Raw genomic sequence first — 18196 nt, forward strand, 5'->3', positions numbered from 1 at the left:
CCGGAGGGACCGCCGCCTTGAAACGCCCGCCGGGCTGAAGTTGCGGCCGCCAGGCTGTAGGGGCACGGGGTCTGGGGCGGAGCCCCGGTTTCGGGAAGGGGCGGGGTGGGGGAAGCGCCCCGTGCAGCGGCTGTGTCCGCGGCCGCCAGGCCGGAGGGACCGCCGCCTTGAAACGCCCGCCGGGCTGAAGTTGCGGCCGCCAGGCTGTAGGGGCACGGGGTCTGGGGCGGAGCCCCGGTTTCGGGAAGGGGCGGGGTGGGGGAAGCGCCCCGCGCAGCGGCGGTGCCCGCGGCCCCCGCGCCCGGAAGGACCCCCGCTCGGCCGCGTCACCAGGCCGGTCCGCCATCGGGCTCGTACGCTCGGAGAATGTCCGAGGTCTTTGGCGCCCGACGCGGTCGGCTGCGCGACCGGTGCGCAGCCGCCGGCAGCGCAGCGGTCCTGATCTCCCGACCCGCCAACGTCCGCTATCTCGCGGGCACCGCCCCGTCCGGCGCCGTGCTGCTGCTCGGCCCCGACGAGGACGCCCTGCTGTGCCCCCGCACCCCCACCGGCGACCCCATCGACGGGCGGCCCGACGAGGAGCTGCGGCTGACCGTGCTCCCCACCTCCGCCGGTGACCCGGCCGTCGCCGCCGCCGAGCTGGCGGGCGGTTCCTCGGCGGACGCGCTGGCCGTGGAGGAGCACCACCTGACCGTCGCCCGGTACCGGGCCGTGCAGTCCGTCGCACCGCGCCTGCGCATCACCGACCTCGGTCTCGCCGTCGAGCAGCAGCGCATCGTGAAGGACGAGGACGAGATCGCCTGTCTGCGCATCGCCGCCGAGATCACCGACCAGGCCGTCGGGGAACTCCTCGAGTCCATCCTCGTCGGCCGCACCGAACGGCATCTCGCCCTCGAACTGGAGCGCCGTCTCGTCGATCACGGCGCCGACGGCCCCGCCTTCCCCACGTCCGTGGCCACCGGCCCGAACTCCGGGCGGCCCGGCCACCGCCCCAGCGACCGCCGTGTCGAGGAGGGCGACTTCCTGTCCATCTGTCTCGGCGCGAACTACCGCGGCTACCGCTGCGAGATCGGCCGCACCTTCGTGATCGGCACGACTCCCGCGGACTGGCAGGTCGAGCTCTACGAGCTCGTGTTCGCCGCTCAGCGCGCAGGCCGCGAGGCACTGCTGCCGGGCGCGGCCTACCGCGAAGTGGATCACGCGGCACGCCAGATCCTCGACGCCGCGGGCCACGGCGACGACCTCGCCCCTCGCACGGGGCACGGCGTCGGGCTCGAAATCGGTGAGGACCCGCAGCTCGCTCCTGCGGCCATGGGTAAACTGGACGCTTGCGTGCCGGTCACCGTCGAACCGGGGGTCCACCTCCCGGGCCGGGGCGGCGTCCGGATCGATGACACGCTCGTCGTGCGCCAGGAGGCGGACGGCGGCCCCGAGCTACTCACCATCACGACCAAGGAGCTGCTCGCGCTCTAGTGCGCGCCTCCGCAGCCACTGGGTCGTCCACCAGCGTCAGTCCAGGAGATTCCGCAACCGTGGCTTCCACGAACGACCTCAAGAACGGCATGGTGCTCAAGCTCGACGGAGGCCAGCTCTGGTCCGTCGTCGAGTTCCAGCACGTCAAGCCCGGCAAGGGCCCGGCCTTCGTGCGCACCAAGCTCAAGAACGTGCTCTCCGGCAAGGTCGTCGACAAGACCTTCAACGCAGGCGTGAAGGTCGAGACGGCCACCGTCGACCGCCGCGACATGCAGTTCTCGTACATGGACGGCGAGTACTTCGTCTTCATGGACATGCAGACCTACGACCAGCTGATGATCGACCGCAAGCAGGTCGGTGACGCGGCGAACTTCCTCATCGAGGGCTTTACGGCCAGCGTCGCGCAGCACGAGGGCGAGGTGCTCTACGTCGAGCTCCCGGCCGCCGTCGAGCTCACCATCCAGCACACCGAGCCTGGCGTGCAGGGCGACCGCTCCACCGGTGGCTCCAAGCCCGCCACCCTGGAGACCGGCTACGAGATCCAGGTCCCGCTGTTCATCACCACCGGTGAGAAGATCAAGGTCGACACCCGTTCGGGCGACTACCTCGGCCGGGTGAACAGCTAACCGTGGCTGCCCGTAACAAGGCCCGCAAGCGGGCCTTCCAGATCCTCTTCGAGGCCGACCAGCGCGGGGCGTCCGTGCAGACGGTCCTCGCGGACTGGGTCCGGCACGCCCGTTCGGACGACCGTCAGCCGCCGGTCGCCGAGTACACCATGGACCTCGTCGAGGGTTACGCGGAGCACGCGGACCGCATCGACGAGCTCATCGCCACGTACGCGGTCGGCTGGACGCTGGACCGGATGCCGGTCGTCGACCGCAACATCCTGCGGCTCGGGGCGTTCGAGCTGGTGTGGATGGACGAGACGCCCGACGCGGTGGTGATCGACGAGGCAGTGCAGCTCGCCAAGGAGTTCTCCACCGACGAGTCGCCGTCGTTCGTGAACGGCCTGCTGGGCCGCTTCAAGGACCTCAAGCCGAGCCTCCGCCGCGACTGAGCCGCGCGGCCGGCTTCACCGGGCCCGGGGCAGAAGACGACCGTCTTCTGCCCCGGGCCCGGTGCTTTCCGGCCACGCCGAGCACCCTGCGCCCCGCCGGCGCACCGAAAGGATTCCGCCAAGGGTCGGCGCTGTGAGGATTCCGTGCGAAGGTTCGTGAGGCGAGCGCAGGCCCCGCCGAGCCGCCGCGGCCTCCGGCCTGCCGGCCGTCCGCGAGGTACGGCCCCGCCCGGGCCAGGGCCGCTGTCGGGCGCGACGGTCGGCGTCTCCGCACTGGCCGGAGGCGGTCCGGGGCGCGGCTGGCAAGGACGGCCGGCGCCGCCCACTGAGCCGCGGCCAGGGCCGCCCACCCCGCCCACCCCGCTCGCCACCTCGTCGGCCGGGCGCGCCCCGTACGACGAAGGGCGGGCCGGTCGGAGCCGGTCCCGCCCTACGACGTGACGTTTTTTCAAAAAGTGAGGTCAGCTCTCTTCGTGCGCGACCGCACGACGCGCGTCCGCGTCCAGCACGCCCCAGCTGATCAGCTGTTCGGTCAGGACCGAGGGCGACTGGTCGTAGATCACGGCCAGCGTGCGCAGGTCGTCCTGGCGGATCGAGAGCACCTTGCCGTTGTAGTCGCCGCGCTGCGACTGGATCGTCGCCGCGTAGCGCTGCAGCGGGCCCGCCTTCTCCTGCGGGACGTGGGCCAGGCGCTCCAGGTCCAGGACGAGCTTCGGCGGCGGCTCGGCGGCCCCGCCCGGCGTCGTGCCCGGGAGCAGCTCCTGCACCGGGACGCCGTAGAAGTCCGCGAGCTCGGCAAGGCGCTGCACGGTCACGGCACGGTCGCCGCGCTCGTACGAGCCGACCACGACGGCCTTCCAGCGGCCCTGGGACTTCTCTTCCACGCCGTGGAGGGACAGTCCCTGCTGGGTGCGGATGGCGCGGAGCTTGGCCCCGAGCTGTTTTGCGTATTCGCTGGACATATAGCTCCCCGGACGCTGTGACAACGTGCGGCTCCGCCGCGCGACTGGTAACTCACTGTGAGGTTACGCAGCGTGACTTGGCTGAGTCAAGCCGAATGATCCGGACCGGTTTCGGCCACGGGCCGGGCCTACCCGGATCAGTACACCTATCAAGCACTGGTAACGTGGACGGCGCAATTCCGACGTCCTTTAAGAACCGTCCCGTGAGGCGGAGAAGGAGGTCCGTTTCATATGGACACGCAGAACTCCGATGCGGCCCGCCCCGTTCTCGAGGCTCCCGACATAGCGCGGGTACTGACCCGCATCGCCCACGAGATCGTCGAACGCGCCAAGGGCGCCGACGACGTGGTGCTCCTCGGCATCCCGACCCGCGGCGTCTTCCTCGCCCGCCGGCTCGCCGACAAGCTCGAAGGCATCACCGGCCGGAAAGTGCCGGTCGGCTCCCTCGACATCACCATGTACCGCGACGATCTGCGGCTGAAGCCCGCCCGTGCGCTGGCCCGCACGGAGATCCCGGGTGACGGCATCGACGGCCGCCTCGTCGTCCTCGTCGACGACGTGCTCTTCTCCGGCCGCACCATCCGCGCCGCGCTCGACGCCCTCGGCGACCTCGGGCGCCCGCGCGCCGTGCAGCTCGCGGTCCTCGTCGACCGCGGCCACCGTGAGCTGCCCATCCGCGCCGACTACGTCGGCAAGAACCTCCCCACGTCGCTGCGCGAGACGGTCAAGGTCCAGCTCGCCGAGGAGGACGGTCGCGACACCGTGCTGCTCGGCCTGCGGGAGACCGCCGCGGCCGGCGAGCGGTAGCACCTCCGTACGACCCACCCCTCGTACGGCGTGCGCTGCTGCGCGCCCGCATGTCTTACGAACCTCCACAGACCTGGAGAAACACCCAGATGATGCGCCACCTCATCTCGGCCGCCGACCTCACCCGCGACGACGCCGTCCTCATCCTCGACACCGCGGAGGAGATGGCCCGGGTCGCCGACCGGCCGATCAAGAAGCTCCCCGCACTGCGCGGCCGCACGGTGTGCAACCTCTTCTTCGAGGACTCGACCCGCACCCGGATCTCCTTCGAGGCCGCCGAGAAGCGCCTGTCCGCCGACGTCATCAACTTCGCCGCCAAGGGGTCGAGCGTGTCCAAGGGCGAGTCCCTCAAGGACACCGCCCAGACCCTGGAGGCCATGGGCGTCGACGCCGTCGTCATACGGCACAGCGCCTCCGGCGCCCCCTACCGCCTCGCCAACTCCGGCTGGATCGACGCGCCCGTCATCAACGCCGGTGACGGCACCCACCAGCACCCCACCCAGGCCCTGCTCGACGCCTTCACCATGCGCCGCCGACTCGTCGGCAGGGACGCCGGGCTGGGCCAGGACCTGGCCGGGAAGCGGATCACGATCGTCGGAGACGTCCTGCACAGCCGGGTCGCCCGCTCCAACGTCGACCTGCTGCACACCCTCGGCGCCCATGTCACGCTCGTCGCGCCACCCACCCTCGTGCCCGTCGGCGTCGGGACCTGGCCCTGCGAGATCTCGTACGACCTGGACAGCACCCTGCCCAAGTCCGACGCCGTGATGATGCTGCGCGTCCAGCGCGAGCGCATGAACGCCGCCTTCTTCCCGACCGAGCGCGAGTACTCCCGCCGCTACGGCCTGGACGGCGACCGCATGGCCAAGATGCCCGAGCACGCCATCGTGATGCACCCCGGGCCGATGGTCCGCGGCATGGAGATCACCGCCGAGGTCGCCGACTCCGACCGCTGCACGGTGATCGAGCAGGTCGCCAACGGCGTCTCCATCCGGATGGCCGTCCTCTACCTGCTGCTCGGCGGCAACGAATCCGACGCCCCCAACCCCCGTACCGAGGAGAAGTAAGACGATGAGCAAGACCCTGATCCGCGGTGCGAAGGTACTCGGCGGCGAGGTCCAGGACGTACTGATCGACGGCGCCACCATCGCGCAGATCGGCACCGGGCTGTCCGACGAGGGCGCCCAGGTGATCGAGGCCGGCGGGCAGATCCTGCTGCCGGGCCTCGTAGACCTGCACACCCACCTGCGCGAGCCCGGCCGCGAGGACTCCGAGACCGTCCTCACCGGCACCCGCGCCGCCGCGAGCGGCGGCTACACCGCAGTGTTCGCCATGGCCAACACCTTCCCGGTCGCCGACACCGCCGGCGTCGTCGAGCAGGTCTACCGGCTCGGCAAGGAGTCGGGCTACTGCGACGTGCAGCCCATCGGCGCCGTCACCGTCGGTCTGGAGGGCAAGAAGCTCGCCGAGCTCGGCGCGATGCACGAGTCCGCGGCCGGCGTCACCGTCTTCTCCGACGACGGCAAGTGCGTCGACGACGCCGTGATCATGCGCCGCGCGCTGGAGTACGTGAAGGCGTTCGGCGGCGTCGTCGCCCAGCATGCCCAGGAGCCGCGGCTCACCGAGGGCGCCCAGATGAACGAGGGCATCGTCTCCGCCGAGCTCGGCCTCGGCGGCTGGCCCGCCGTCGCCGAGGAGTCGATCATCGCCCGCGACGTGCTCCTCGCCGAGCACGTCGGCTCCCGCGTGCACATCTGCCACCTGTCGACCGCCGGCTCGGTCGAGATCGTCCGCTGGGCCAAGTCCCGCGGCATCGACGTCACCGCCGAGGTCACCCCGCACCACCTGCTCCTGACCGACGAGCTCGTGCGCTCCTACAACCCGGTCTACAAGGTCAACCCGCCGCTGCGCACCGAGCGCGACGTCATGGCGCTGCGCGACGCGCTGGCGGACGGCACGATCGACATCGTCGCCACCGACCACGCCCCGCACCCGCACGAGGACAAGGACTGCGAGTGGGCCGCGGCCGCCATGGGCATGGTCGGTCTGGAGACCGCCCTGTCCGTGGTCCAGCAGACGATGGTCGAGACCGGGCTGCTCGACTGGGCCGGCGTCGCCGACCGCATGTCGTACGCGCCCGCGCGCATCGGACGGGCGGCCGGGCACGGCCGGCCCGTCTCGGCAGGTGAGCCCGCGAACCTCACGCTGGTCGATCCGGCATACCGTGGAGTCGTGGACCCCGCGGGCTTCGCCTCCCGCAGCCGCAACACCCCCTACGAGGGTCGTGAGCTGCCGGGACGCGTGACCCACACCTTCCTGCGGGGCCGTGCGACGGTCGTGGACGGGAAGCTGGCGTGACACCTGCACTCATCACCATGGCGGCGGAGCAGAAGTCCGCGGAGGTGACCGACTGGGCGGCCCGCCTCGGCTGGGTCGCCGGACTGCTGCTCTTCATCGCCTTCGTCTACTGGCTGATGCGCCAGGGCTGGAAATGGCGCGGCAGCCTCCAGTCCGATCTCCCCGAGCTCCCGGCCGTGCCGGAGCAGCCCGGCGAGGCGAAACTGACGATGAGCGGCCGCTACCACGGATCCACGACCGCCGGCCAGTGGCTCGACCGGATCGTCGCCCACGGCCTGGGCGTGCGCAGCCGGGTCGAGCTCACGCTCACGGACGCCGGACTGGATGTCGTACGGCCCGGGGCGCAGGACTTCTTCGTACCGAGGGAGGCACTGCGCGAGGCCCGGCTCGACAAGGGCATCGCGGGCAAAGTCCTCGCCGAGGGCGGTCTGCTGATCGTCACCTGGGCACACGGCGGCAAGCTCATCGACTCCGGCTTCCGCTCCGACCACGCGGCCGAGCAGAGCACCTGGGCCGACACCCTCAACACCATGATCAAGACAACGGAAGGCACCGCACGATGACGACCTCCACCAGGGGAGCCGCCAAGGCTCCCGCCGTACTCGTCCTGGAGGACGGCCGCACCTTCCGCGGCCGTGCCTACGGGGCCGTGGGGGAGACCTTCGGCGAGGCGGTGTTCAACACCGGCATGACGGGCTACCAGGAGACCCTGACGGACCCCTCGTACCACCGCCAGGTCGTGGTCATGACCGCGCCGCACGTCGGCAACACCGGCGTCAACGACGAGGACGACGAGTCGAAGCAGATCTGGGTCGCCGGCTACGTCGTCCGTGACCCCGCCCGCATCCCGTCCAACTGGCGCTCGCGCCGCTCCCTCGACGAGCAGCTGACCGCCCAGGGCATCGTCGGCATCAGCGGCATCGACACCCGCGCGCTCACCCGCCACCTGCGCGAGCGCGGCGCCATGCGCGTCGGCATCTTCTCCGGCGAGGCGCTGGCCGACGACGCCACCCTGCTCGCCCGGGTCCAGCAGGCCCCCGAGATGAAGGGCGCCGACCTCTCCTCCGAGGTCGCCACCACCGAGGCGTACGTCGTCCCGGCCATCGGCGAGAAGAAGTTCACCGTCGCCGCCCTCGACCTCGGCATCAAGGGCATGACCCCGCACCGCATGGCCGAGCGCGGCATCGAGGTGCACGTCCTGCCCGCGACCGCCACCGCCGACGACGTCTACGCGGTGAATCCCGACGGCGTGTTCCTCTCCAACGGCCCCGGCGACCCCGCCACCGCCGACCTGACCGTCATCAAGGCGGTGCTGGAGCGCAGGACGCCGCTGTTCGGCATCTGCTTCGGCAACCAGCTGCTCGGCCGCGCGCTCGGCTTCGGCACGTACAAGCTGAAGTACGGCCACCGCGGCATCAACCAGCCCGTGCAGGACCGCACGACCGGCAAGGTCGAGGTCACCGCGCACAACCACGGATTCGCCGTCGAGGCGCCCCTCGACAAGGTCTCCGACACTCCCTACGGCCGCGCCGAGGTCTCCCACGTCTGCCTGAACGACAACGTGGTGGAGGGCCTCCAGCTGCTCGACCAGCCGGCCTTCAGCGTCCAGTACCACCCCGAGGCGGCCGCCGGCCCGCACGACGCCGCGTACCTCTTCGACCGCTTCGTATCCCTGATGGAGGCCGAGCGTGCCTAAGCGCACCGATATCCAGTCCGTCCTGGTCATCGGCTCCGGCCCGATCGTCATCGGCCAGGCCGCCGAGTTCGACTACTCCGGCACCCAGGCCTGCCGCGTCCTCAAGTCCGAGGGCCTGCGCGTCATCCTGGTCAACTCCAACCCGGCCACGATCATGACCGACCCGGAGATCGCCGACGCCACCTACGTCGAGCCGATCACCCCCGAGTTCGTCGAGAAGATCATCGCCAAGGAGCGCCCCGACGCGCTGCTGCCCACCCTCGGCGGCCAGACGGCGCTCAACACCGCCATCTCCATGCACGAGCAGGGTGTGCTGGAGAAGTACGGCGTCGAGCTGATCGGCGCCAATGTCGAGGCCATCAACAAGGGCGAGGACCGCGACCTGTTCAAGGAGGTCGTCGAGGAGGTCCGGCGCAAGATCGGCCACGGCGAGTCCGCCCGCTCGGTCATCTGCCACTCGATGGACGACGTCCTGGGGGGCGTCGAGACGCTCGGCGGTTACCCCGTCGTCGTCCGCCCCTCCTTCACCATGGGCGGCGCCGGCTCCGGCTTCGCGCACGACGAGGACGAGCTGCGCCGCATCGCCGGTCAGGGCCTCACGCTCTCCCCGACCACCGAGGTGCTCCTGGAGGAGTCCATCCTCGGCTGGAAGGAGTACGAGCTGGAGCTGATGCGCGACAAGAACGACAACGTCGTGGTCGTCTGCTCCATCGAGAACTTCGACCCGATGGGCGTCCACACCGGTGACTCCATCACCGTCGCCCCGGCGATGACCCTCACCGACCGCGAGTACCAGCGCCTGCGCGACATCGGCATCGCGATCATCCGCGAGGTCGGCGTGGACACCGGCGGCTGCAACATCCAGTTCGCCGTCAACCCCGACGACGGCCGGATCATCGTCATCGAGATGAACCCGCGTGTCTCCCGGTCCTCCGCGCTCGCGTCCAAGGCCACCGGCTTCCCGATCGCCAAGATCGCCGCGAAGCTCGCCGTCGGCTACACGCTGGACGAGATCCCGAACGACATCACGGAGAAGACGCCGGCCTCCTTCGAGCCGACCCTCGACTACGTCGTGGTCAAGGCCCCGCGGTTCGCCTTCGAGAAGTTCCCGTCCGCCGACGCCACCCTCACCACCACCATGAAGTCGGTCGGCGAGGCCATGGCCATCGGCCGGAACTTCACCGAGGCGCTCCAGAAGGCCCTGCGCTCCCTGGAGAAGAAGGGCAGCCAGTTCTCCTTCACCGGCGAGCCCGGGAACAAGGACGAGCTGCTGCGCGAGGCCGTGCGCCCGACCGACGGCCGGATCAACACCGTCATGCAGGCCATCCGCGCGGGCGCCACGCCCGAGGAGGTCTTCGAGGCGACGAAGATCGACCCCTGGTTCGTCGACCAGCTGTTCCTGATCAAGGAGTACGCCGACGAGCTCGCCGCCGCCGAGAAGCTCTACCCCGGGCTGCTCGCCGAGGCCAAGCGACACGGCTTCTCCGACGCCCAGATCGCCGAGATCCGCGGCCTGCGCGAGGACGTGGTGCGCGAGGTGCGGCACGCGCTCGGCATCCGCCCGGTCTACAAGACGGTCGACACCTGCGCCGCGGAGTTCGCCGCCCGGACCCCGTACTTCTACTCGTCCTACGACGAGGAGTCCGAGGTCGCGCCGCGCACCCGGCCCGCCGTGATCATCCTCGGCTCCGGCCCCAACCGCATCGGCCAGGGCATCGAGTTCGACTACTCCTGCGTCCACGCCTCCTTCGCGCTGCACGACGCCGGGTACGAGACCGTGATGGTCAACTGCAACCCGGAGACCGTCTCCACGGACTACGACACCTCCGACCGCCTGTACTTCGAGCCCCTCACGCTCGAGGACGTGCTGGAGATCGTCCACGCCGAGTCGCTCGCCGGTCCCATCGCCGGCGTCGTCGTCCAGCTCGGCGGCCAGACCCCGCTGGGTCTCGCCCAGGCGCTGAAGGACAACGGCGTCCCGGTCGTCGGCACCTCCCCGGAGGCCATCCACGCCGCCGAGGACCGCGGCGCCTTCGGCCAGGTCCTCGCCGAGGCCGGTCTGCCCGCGCCCAAGCACGGCACGGCCACCACCTTCGCCGGCGCCAAGGCCATCGCCGACGAGATCGGCTACCCGGTCCTGGTCCGCCCGTCGTACGTGCTCGGCGGCCGGGGCATGGAGATCGTCTACGACGAGGCGCGGCTTGAGGCGTACATCGCCGAGTCCACCGAGATCTCCCCGACCCGCCCCGTGCTCGTCGACCGCTTCCTCGACGACGCGATCGAGATCGACGTCGACGCGCTCTACGACGGCCATGAGCTCTACCTCGGCGGCGTCATGGAGCACATCGAGGAGGCCGGCATCCACTCCGGCGACTCGGCCTGCGCCCTGCCCCCGATCACCCTCGGCGGCTTCGACATCAAGCGCCTGCGCGCCTCCACCGAGGCGATCGCGAAGGGCGTCGGCGTCCGCGGCCTGATCAACATCCAGTTCGCCATGGCCGGCGACATCCTGTACGTCCTCGAGGCCAACCCGCGCGCCTCCCGGACCGTCCCCTTCACCTCGAAGGCGACCGCGGTCCCGCTCGCCAAGGCCGCCGCGCGCATTTCGCTCGGCGCGACCATCGCCGAGCTGCGCGAGGAAGGCCTGCTGCCGAAGAACGGCGACGGCGGCACCCTGCCGCTGGACGCGCCGATCTCCGTCAAGGAGGCCGTCATGCCCTGGTCGCGCTTCCGCGACGTGCACGGCCGCGGCGTGGACACCATCCTCGGCCCGGAGATGCGCTCCACCGGCGAGGTCATGGGCATCGACTCGGTCTTCGGCACGGCGTACGCCAAGTCGCAGGCCGCCGCCTACGGACCGCTGCCCACCAAGGGACGCGCCTTCGTCTCCGTCGCCAACCGCGACAAGCGCTCGATGATCTTCCCGGCGCGCGAGCTGGTCGCGCACGGCTTCGAGCTGCTCGCCACGTCCGGCACGGCCGAGGTGCTCAAGCGCAACGGCATCAACGCCACCGTCGTGCGCAAGCAGTCCGAGGGCCCGGGTCCGGACGGCGAGCGGACCATCGTCCAGCTCATCCACGACGGCGAGGTCGACCTCATCGTCAACACCCCGTACGGCACCGGCGGCCGGCTCGACGGCTACGACATCCGTACGGCGGCGGTGGCCCGCTCCGTACCGTGCCTCACGACGGTCCAGGCGCTCGCCGCGGCGGTCCAGGGCATCGACGCCCTCAACCACGGCGGCGTGGGCGTCCGATCGCTCCAGGAACACGCGGAACACCTGACCGCGGCCCGCGACTAGCAGCCATGAGGGGGACACCGGAAACGGTGTCCCCCTCCTCATGAGGACACCACTTCCCATGTACAAGTTCTTCTTCCACCTCGTCTTCAAGCGCATGGACCCGGAGGAGGCCCACTACCTGGCCTTCCGGTGGATCCGCCTCGCGGCCCGCGTCCCCGTCCTGCGCACCTTCGTCGCCGCGGTGCTCGCCCCCCGCCACAAGGAGCTGCGCACCGAGGCCCTCGGACTGCGCATGCACGGCCCGTTCGGCCTCGCGGCCGGCTTCGACAAGAACGCCGTCGCCATCGACGGCATGGCCATGCTGGGCTTCGACCATGTCGAGATCGGCACGGTCACGGGGGAGGCCCAGCCCGGCAACCCCAGGAAGCGGCTCTTCCGGCTGGTCCCGGACCGCGCCCTGATCAACCGCATGGGCTTCAACAACGAGGGCTCGGCCGCGGTCGCCGAACGGCTGCGCACCCGGGTGCCGGTCTTCAGGACCGTCGTCGGCGTCAACATCGGCAAGACCAAGGTCGTCCCGGAGGCCGAGGCCGCCGCCGACTACGTGCAGTCGACCGAGCGCCTGGCCGCCCACGCCGACTACCTGGTCGTCAACGTCTCCTCGCCCAACACCCCCGGCCTGCGCAATCTCCAGGCCACCGAGTCGCTGCGCCCGCTGCTCACCGCCGTGCGCGAGGCGGCGGACCGCACGGTCACCGACCGCCGCGTCCCGCTCCTGGTCAAGATCGCCCCCGACCTGGCGGACGAGGACCTCGACGCCGTGGCGGACCTCGCGGTCGAGCTGGGCCTCGACGGCATCATCGCCACCAACACCACCATCGCCCGCGAGGGCCTGGGCCTGACGTCCTCGCCCGAGCTGATCAGGGAGACCGGCGGCCTGTCCGGCGCCCCGGTCAAGGCGCGCTCCCTGGAGGTCCTGCGCCGCCTGTACGCCCGCGTCGGGGACCGCATCACCCTGGTCGGCGTCGGCGGCATCGAGAACGCCGAGGACGCCTGGCAGCGCATCCTCGCCGGCGCCACCCTCGTCCAGGGCTACAGCGCCTTCGTCTACGAGGGCCCGTTCTACGCCCGCGCGATCCACAAGGGCCTCGCCGCCCGCCTCGCGGCCAGCCCGTACGCCACCCTCGCCGATGCCGTCGGCGCCGAGACGCGAAAGGTCACCGCATGAGTCCTCTGGAGCCCTTCGGCACCCGCCTGCGCCACGCCATGGACACCCGAGGTCCGCTGTGCGTCGGCATCGACCCGCACGCCTCGCTGCTGACCGCCTGGGGCCTGAACGACGACGTCGCCGGTCTGGAGCGGTTCACCCGCACCACGGTCGAGGCGCTCGCCGACCGGGTCGCCGTCCTGAAGCCGCAGTCCGCGTTCTTCGAGCGCTTCGGCTCGCGCGGCATCGCCGTCCTGGAGAAGGCCGTCGAGGAGGCACGGGCCGCCGGCGCGCTGGTCCTGATGGACGCGAAGCGCGGCGACATCGGCTCGACCATGGGCGCGTACGCGGAGACGTTCCTGCGCAAGGGCTCGCCGCTGTTCTCGGACGCCGTCACGGTGTCCCCGTACCTCGGCTTCGGTTCGCTGCGGCCCGCGCTCGACCAGGCCGTGCTGAGCGGCTGCGGCGTCTTCGTCCTGGCGCTGACCTCCAACCCGGAGGGCGCTGAGGTGCAGCGCTCCACGGCGGCGAACGGCGCGTCCCTGGCGCAGCTGATGCTGCAGCACATGGCCGCCGAGAACGAGGGCGCCGAGCCGCTCGGCTCCGTCGGCGCCGTCGTCGGCGCGACGCTCGGCGACGCCGGCGTGGACCTCGACATCAACGGCCCGCTGCTGGCTCCGGGCATCGGCGCCCAGGGGGCGACCCCGGCGGACCTCCCCGGCGTCTTCGGCGCGGCCGTCGGCAACGTCGTGCCGAGCGTCAGCCGCGGTGTGCTCAGGCACGGCCCGGATGCGGCCGCGCTGCGGGCCGCCGCCGAGCGGTTCACGGACGAGGTGCGCGAGGCGGTGGCGTCGGCCGGGGTCTGACCCGGGACGTCAGGAGCGTGCGCGTGCGCTCTCGGGTACCGGTCGCACGCGCTGCGTGACCACCGAGAACCCAAGGGTGCGCATCCATGCAGGACTTCTCGGCCGAAAAGCTGGTCGTTATGTCGGAAATGTCCTGGTCGGTCGATGCTGACCAGGACTTTTCGTCTGTTCTCGCTGACTGGAGCGGTGATGGCCGCTAGTCTCCGTCCAAGAGCGAACGTGCAGGCGGCGTCCCGCAAAGGGTCCTGCGTTGCTCGTTGCTCGCCTGGTGTGGGGCGACTAGGTTCCTCACCGGTCCGTATCCGACAGTTCGACATCCGAGGTGACGTAGGCGTGGCTCTTCCGCCCCTTACCCCTGAACAGCGCGCAGCCGCGCTCGAAAAGGCCGCCGCGGCTCGCCGGGAGCGGGCCGAGGTCAAGAATCGACTCAAGCACTCCGGCGCCTCCCTCCACGAGGTCATCAAGCAGGGCCAGGAGAACGACGTCATCGGCAAGATGAAGGTCTCCGCCCTCCTTGAGTCCCTGCCGGGCGTGGGCAAGGTCCGCGCCAAGCAGATCATGGAGCGGCTCGGCATCTCCGAGAGCCGCCGGGTCCGTGGTCTCGGCTCCAACCAGATCGCTTCCCTGGAGCGCGAGTTCGGCGGCGGCGCCGCCTGACGTTCCCGGGCACCCCCGGGAACCTGGATAATCGCTGCATGGCAGCAGAGGTACGTCCGCGGCTGACCGTGCTCTCCGGCCCCTCCGGGGTCGGCAAGAGCACGGTCGTCGCCCATATGCGCAAGGTCCACCCCGAAGTCTGGCTCTCGGTGTCGGCGACCACCCGGAAGCCGCGGCCCGGCGAGAAGCACGGCGTCCAGTACTTCTTCGTCACCGACGAGGAGTTCGACAAGCTGGTCGCCAACGGCGAGCTGCTGGAGTGGGCCGAGTTCGCGGGCAACCGCTACGGCACGCCCCGTCGCGCGGTCCTCGACCGCCTGGAGGCGGGCGAGCCGGTGCTGCTGGAGATCGATCTCCAGGGTGCGCGGCAGGTCAAGGAGTCCATGTCGGACTCGCAGCTGGTCTTCCTGGCCCCGCCGAGCTGGGACGAGCTGGTCCGCCGGCTCACCGGCCGCGGCACCGAGTCCGCGGAGGTCATCGAGCGCCGGCTGGCGGCCGCGAAGGTCGAGCTCGCCGCCGAGTCGGAGTTCGACACGACCCTGGTCAACACCTCCGTCGAGGACGTGGCCCGCGAGCTGCTAGCCTTGATGGCAGTTGTTTGATCTTTTGTCCGATCTTTCTGCACGTTCTTCGGAAGGCCTAGAGTGTCCTCTTCCATCACCGCGCCCGAGGGCATCATCAACCCGCCGATCGACGAGCTGCTCGAGGCGACTGACTCGAAGTACAGCCTCGTGATCTACGCGGCCAAGCGCGCGCGCCAGATCAACGCGTACTACTCGCAGCTCGGTGAGGGTCTGCTCGAGTACGTCGGTCCGCTGGTGGACACCCACGTCCACGAGAAGCCGCTCTCGATCGCCCTGCGGGAGATCAACGCGGGTCTGCTCACCTCCGAGGCCATCGAGGGCCCGGCGCAGTAGGCGCGACGCATCGTTCTTCACCACAGGCCCGGCGGAGCATCCGCCGGGCCTGTGGTCTGTTCGGGGGGCGCGGAGGGCCGTCGCCCCGGAGTGATGCAGCATGGGGGAACCAACCGAGTGCGGGGAGGCGTGCAGTGGACGCAGTGGACGCGGGTGTCAGGCCGAGGGTCGTCCTCGGGGTCAGCGGCGGCATCGCCGCGTACAAGGCGTGCGAGCTGCTGCGCAGGCTCACCGAGTCCGGCCACGACGTCCGGGTCGTGCCGACGGCGTCGGCCCTGAACTTCGTCGGCGCCGCGACCTGGTCGGCGCTGTCGGGCCACCCCGTCTCCACCGAGGTCTGGAACGACGTCCACGAGGTCCCGCACGTCCGCATCGGCCAGCACGCCGACCTCGTCGTCGTCGCCCCCGCCACCGCCGACATGCTCGCCAAGGCCGCTCACGGCCTCGCCGACGACCTGCTCACCAACACGCTGCTCACGGCCCGCTGTCCGGTCGTCTTCGCGCCCGCGATGCACACCGAGATGTGGGAGCACCCCGCCACCCAGGAGAACGTCGCCACGCTGCGCCGCCGCGGCGCCGTCGTCATCGAGCCCGCCGTCGGCCGGCTCACCGGCGTCGACACCGGCAAGGGCCGGCTGCCCGAGCCGGGCGAGATCTTCGAGGTGTGCCGACGGGTGCTCGCCCGCGGGGTGACCGCCCCCGACCTCGCCGGTCGCCACGTCGTCGTCAGCGCCGGGGGCACCCGTGAACCGCTCGACCCGGTCCGCTACCTCGGCAACCGCTCCTCCGGCAAGCAGGGCTACGCCCTGGCCCGTACCGCGGCCGCCCGGGGCGCACGCGTCATCCTCGTCGAGGCGAACACCGGCATCCCCGACCCGGCGGGCGTCGACGTCGTCCACGTCGGCACGGCGGTCCAGCTGCGCGAGGCGGTCCTCAAGGCCGCCGCCGACGCCGACGCGGTGGTCATGGCGGCGGCGGTCGCCGACTTCCGGCCCGCCGAGTACGCCACGGGCAAGATCAAGAAGAAGGACGGCGTCGAGGCGCCGACCGTCGCGCTCGTGCGCAACCCCGACATCCTCGCCGAGATCTCGGCCGACCGCGCCCGCCCCGGACAGGTGATCGTCGGCTTCGCGGCCGAGACCGACGACGTCCTCGCCAACGGACGCGACAAGCTGCGCCGCAAGGGGTGCGACCTGCTCGTCGTCAACGAGGTGGGGGAGCGCAGGACCTTCGGGGCCGAGGAGAACGAGGCAGTCGTCCTGGCCGCCGACGGCGCCGAGACCCCCGTCCCGTACGGGCCCAAGGAGGCCCTCGCCGACACGGTCTGGGACCTCGTCGTCCCGCGGCTGGGCTGAGGGCCCGGCGGGCCGTGTGACGAACTCTGGGCGAATTTCCTGCGACGGCCCGCCTGCGAGAAACCAGCGAAATGTGGCGAATCGCTCAGTCCGCAGGCGCTATGGTCGTAGCGTCTCGGCCATGGACCACAGGTCAGGGGGCTCCCAAGCTGCGAGACGGGTTGTCCGGCGATGGAAAGCGACCGATAAACTGGTCAGCGGAACGTCGCGGGGCGCAGCCCCCTGCCGGTCCGTCAATGATCAGCCAGCAGCCGCTGCAACCCCAGGGAGCGATGTGTCCCGCCGTCTCTTCACCTCGGAGTCCGTGACCGAGGGCCACCCCGACAAGATCGCCGACCAGATCAGCGACACGATTCTCGACGCCCTTCTGCGGGAGGACCCGACGTCCCGGGTCGCCGTGGAGACCCTGATCACCACCGGCCTCGTGCACGTCGCCGGTGAGGTGACCACCAAGGCGTACGCCGACATCCCCACCCTCGTGCGCAACAAGATCCTGGAGATCGGTTACGACTCCTCGAAGAAGGGTTTCGACGGCGCCTCCTGCGGAGTGTCGGTGTCCATCGGCGCGCAGTCTCCCGACATCGCGCAGGGCGTCGACACGGCGTACGAGAAGCGCGTCGAGGGCGATGAGGACGAGCTCGACAAGCAGGGTGCCGGCGACCAGGGCCTGATGTTCGGTTACGCGTGCGACGAGACGCCCGAGCTGATGCCGCTGCCGATCCATCTCGCGCACCGGCTCTCGCGCCGCCTGTCCGAGGTCCGCAAGAACGGCACCATCCCCTACCTGCGTCCGGACGGCAAGACCCAGGTCACCATCGAGTACGACGGTGACAAGGCCGTCCGCCTCGACACCGTGGTGGTGTCCTCGCAGCACGCGTCCGACATCGACCTGGACTCGCTGCTCGCGCCCGACATCCGAGAGTTCGTCGTCGAGCACGTGCTCAAGCAGCTCGTCGAGGACGGCATCAAGCTCGACACCGACGGCTACCGCCTCCTGGTGAACCCGACCGGCCGCTTCGAGATCGGCGGCCCGATGGGCGACGCGGGTCTGACCGGCCGCAAGATCATCATCGACACCTACGGCGGCATGGCCCGCCACGGCGGCGGAGCCTTCTCCGGCAAGGACCCGTCCAAGGTGGACCGCTCGGCGGCCTACGCGATGCGCTGGGTGGCGAAGAACGTCGTCGCGGCCGGCCTCGCGGCCCGCTGCGAGGTCCAGGTCGCGTACGCGATCGGCAAGGCCGAGCCCGTCGGTCTGTTCGTGGAGACCTTCGGCACGGCGACGATCGATGTCGAAAAGATCGAGCAGGCCATCGCCGAGGTCTTCGACCTGCGTCCGGCCGCGATCATCCGCGACCTCGACCTGCTCCGCCCGATCTACGCCCAGACCGCGGCGTACGGCCACTTCGGCCGCGAGCTCCCCGACTTCACCTGGGAGCGCACGGACCGCGTCGACGCGCTGCGCGCGGCGGCGGGGCTGTGAGCCTGTAGCCGGACGGCTTTCCCAAGGGCCCTGGACCGTGTCGGTCCGGGGCCCTCGCGCGTGCTCGGGCACCCCGGGCGGGGTACGCAGGGGCCGCCGGCCGGGGTCGTCGGCGGT

The 18196-nt window shown here is 70.8% G+C and carries 17 protein-coding genes; 16 read left to right on the plus strand and 1 reads right to left on the minus strand.

The annotated features are described in order from the left end of the window. Nucleotides 1-366: 366 nt before the first annotated feature. From QFZ82_RS32000 to nusB, 3 genes are read left to right on the plus strand one after another with little or no spacing between them, the layout of a single operon-like run. Nucleotides 367-1473 (plus strand): aminopeptidase P family protein, encoded by a 1107-nt coding sequence (locus QFZ82_RS32000; protein WP_307716445.1) that lies wholly within the window; start codon nucleotides 367-369, stop codon nucleotides 1471-1473. 59 nt (nucleotides 1474-1532) lie between these two features. Then, entirely contained in the window at nucleotides 1533-2099 is a 567-nt protein-coding gene (efp, locus tag QFZ82_RS32005; RefSeq protein ID WP_177153303.1) for an elongation factor P, read from the plus strand. A 2-nt stretch (nucleotides 2100-2101) separates the two neighbouring features. After that, nucleotides 2102-2530 carry a transcription antitermination factor NusB gene (nusB, locus tag QFZ82_RS32010; RefSeq protein ID WP_177153302.1) on the plus strand — a complete coding sequence of 143 codons (429 nt, stop codon included), beginning with the start codon at nucleotides 2102-2104 and terminating at the stop codon, nucleotides 2528-2530. Between the two features lie 461 nt (nucleotides 2531-2991). Here nusB and bldD read toward each other — a convergent pair whose 3' ends face one another. Then, nucleotides 2992-3492: a transcriptional regulator BldD gene (gene bldD, locus QFZ82_RS32015; RefSeq protein ID WP_005319862.1), complete on the minus strand. Its 501-nt coding sequence runs from the start codon at nucleotides 3490-3492 to the stop codon at nucleotides 2992-2994. 231 nt (nucleotides 3493-3723) lie between these two features. Between bldD and pyrR the strand changes: the two genes are divergently transcribed. The 13 genes from pyrR (at nucleotide 3724) to metK (ending at nucleotide 18079) form a co-directional block, all read left to right on the plus strand. Next, nucleotides 3724-4299, plus strand: coding sequence for a bifunctional pyr operon transcriptional regulator/uracil phosphoribosyltransferase PyrR (gene pyrR, locus QFZ82_RS32020; RefSeq protein WP_307716446.1), 576 nt, complete (start codon nucleotides 3724-3726; stop codon nucleotides 4297-4299). Between the two features lie 89 nt (nucleotides 4300-4388). Beyond that, nucleotides 4389-5366, plus strand: coding sequence for an aspartate carbamoyltransferase catalytic subunit (locus QFZ82_RS32025; protein WP_307716447.1), 978 nt, complete (start codon nucleotides 4389-4391; stop codon nucleotides 5364-5366). A gap of 4 nt (nucleotides 5367-5370) precedes the next feature. After that, entirely contained in the window at nucleotides 5371-6657 is a 1287-nt protein-coding gene (locus tag QFZ82_RS32030; protein ID WP_307716448.1) for a dihydroorotase, read from the plus strand. A gap of 17 nt (nucleotides 6658-6674) precedes the next feature. Further along, complete coding sequence (locus QFZ82_RS32035; RefSeq protein WP_307717909.1) at nucleotides 6675-7220, plus strand: hypothetical protein; 546 nt, start codon at nucleotides 6675-6677, stop codon at nucleotides 7218-7220. Beyond that, complete coding sequence (gene carA / locus QFZ82_RS32040; RefSeq protein WP_307716449.1) at nucleotides 7217-8353, plus strand: glutamine-hydrolyzing carbamoyl-phosphate synthase small subunit; 1137 nt, start codon at nucleotides 7217-7219, stop codon at nucleotides 8351-8353. Before QFZ82_RS32035 ends, carA begins: the two co-directional genes overlap by 4 nt. Further along, nucleotides 8346-11654, plus strand: a complete 3309-nt coding sequence (gene carB / locus QFZ82_RS32045) for a carbamoyl-phosphate synthase large subunit (protein ID WP_307716450.1) — start codon at nucleotides 8346-8348, stop codon at nucleotides 11652-11654. Before carA ends, carB begins: the two co-directional genes overlap by 8 nt. A 58-nt stretch (nucleotides 11655-11712) precedes the next feature. Then, on the plus strand, nucleotides 11713-12822 hold the full coding sequence (locus QFZ82_RS32050) for a quinone-dependent dihydroorotate dehydrogenase (RefSeq protein ID WP_307716451.1): 1110 nt from the start codon (nucleotides 11713-11715) through the stop codon (nucleotides 12820-12822). Next, on the plus strand, nucleotides 12819-13667 hold the full coding sequence (gene pyrF, locus QFZ82_RS32055) for an orotidine-5'-phosphate decarboxylase (protein ID WP_307716452.1): 849 nt from the start codon (nucleotides 12819-12821) through the stop codon (nucleotides 13665-13667). Before QFZ82_RS32050 ends, pyrF begins: the two co-directional genes overlap by 4 nt. A 333-nt stretch (nucleotides 13668-14000) precedes the next feature. Then, on the plus strand, nucleotides 14001-14324 hold the full coding sequence (locus QFZ82_RS32060) for an integration host factor (protein WP_005319887.1): 324 nt from the start codon (nucleotides 14001-14003) through the stop codon (nucleotides 14322-14324). Between the two features lie 38 nt (nucleotides 14325-14362). Beyond that, nucleotides 14363-14926, plus strand: a complete 564-nt coding sequence (gmk, locus tag QFZ82_RS32065) for a guanylate kinase (protein WP_307716453.1) — start codon at nucleotides 14363-14365, stop codon at nucleotides 14924-14926. A 42-nt stretch (nucleotides 14927-14968) separates the two neighbouring features. After that, entirely contained in the window at nucleotides 14969-15241 is a 273-nt protein-coding gene (rpoZ, locus tag QFZ82_RS32070; RefSeq protein ID WP_005319902.1) for a DNA-directed RNA polymerase subunit omega, read from the plus strand. 134 nt (nucleotides 15242-15375) lie between these two features. Next, nucleotides 15376-16596 carry a bifunctional phosphopantothenoylcysteine decarboxylase/phosphopantothenate--cysteine ligase CoaBC gene (gene coaBC / locus QFZ82_RS32075; RefSeq protein WP_373429356.1) on the plus strand — a complete coding sequence of 407 codons (1221 nt, stop codon included), beginning with the start codon at nucleotides 15376-15378 and terminating at the stop codon, nucleotides 16594-16596. Between the two features lie 274 nt (nucleotides 16597-16870). Further along, complete coding sequence (gene metK / locus QFZ82_RS32080; RefSeq protein WP_177153292.1) at nucleotides 16871-18079, plus strand: methionine adenosyltransferase; 1209 nt, start codon at nucleotides 16871-16873, stop codon at nucleotides 18077-18079. Nucleotides 18080-18196: the final 117 nt, after the last annotated feature.

The sequence above is a fragment of the Streptomyces sp. V4I23 genome (assembly GCF_030817975.1).
In the GTDB taxonomy this organism is placed as follows: Bacteria; Actinomycetota; Actinomycetes; order Streptomycetales; family Streptomycetaceae; genus Streptomyces.

Coding starts and splice junctions, on each gene's coding strand:
- QFZ82_RS32000 (WP_307716445.1), top strand. CDS start 367: ATGTCCGAGGTCTTTGGCGCCCGACGCGGTCGGCTGCGCGACCGGTGC.
- bldD (WP_005319862.1), bottom strand. CDS start 3,492: ATGTCCAGCGAATACGCAAAACAGCTCGGGGCCAAGCTCCGCGCCATC.
- pyrR (WP_307716446.1), top strand. CDS start 3,724: ATGGACACGCAGAACTCCGATGCGGCCCGCCCCGTTCTCGAGGCTCCC.
- QFZ82_RS32025 (WP_307716447.1), top strand. CDS start 4,389: ATGATGCGCCACCTCATCTCGGCCGCCGACCTCACCCGCGACGACGCC.
- QFZ82_RS32030 (WP_307716448.1), top strand. CDS start 5,371: ATGAGCAAGACCCTGATCCGCGGTGCGAAGGTACTCGGCGGCGAGGTC.
- QFZ82_RS32035 (WP_307717909.1), top strand. CDS start 6,675: ATGGCGGCGGAGCAGAAGTCCGCGGAGGTGACCGACTGGGCGGCCCGC.
- carA (WP_307716449.1), top strand. CDS start 7,217: ATGACGACCTCCACCAGGGGAGCCGCCAAGGCTCCCGCCGTACTCGTC.
- QFZ82_RS32050 (WP_307716451.1), top strand. CDS start 11,713: ATGTACAAGTTCTTCTTCCACCTCGTCTTCAAGCGCATGGACCCGGAG.
- pyrF (WP_307716452.1), top strand. CDS start 12,819: ATGAGTCCTCTGGAGCCCTTCGGCACCCGCCTGCGCCACGCCATGGAC.
- gmk (WP_307716453.1), top strand. CDS start 14,363: ATGGCAGCAGAGGTACGTCCGCGGCTGACCGTGCTCTCCGGCCCCTCC.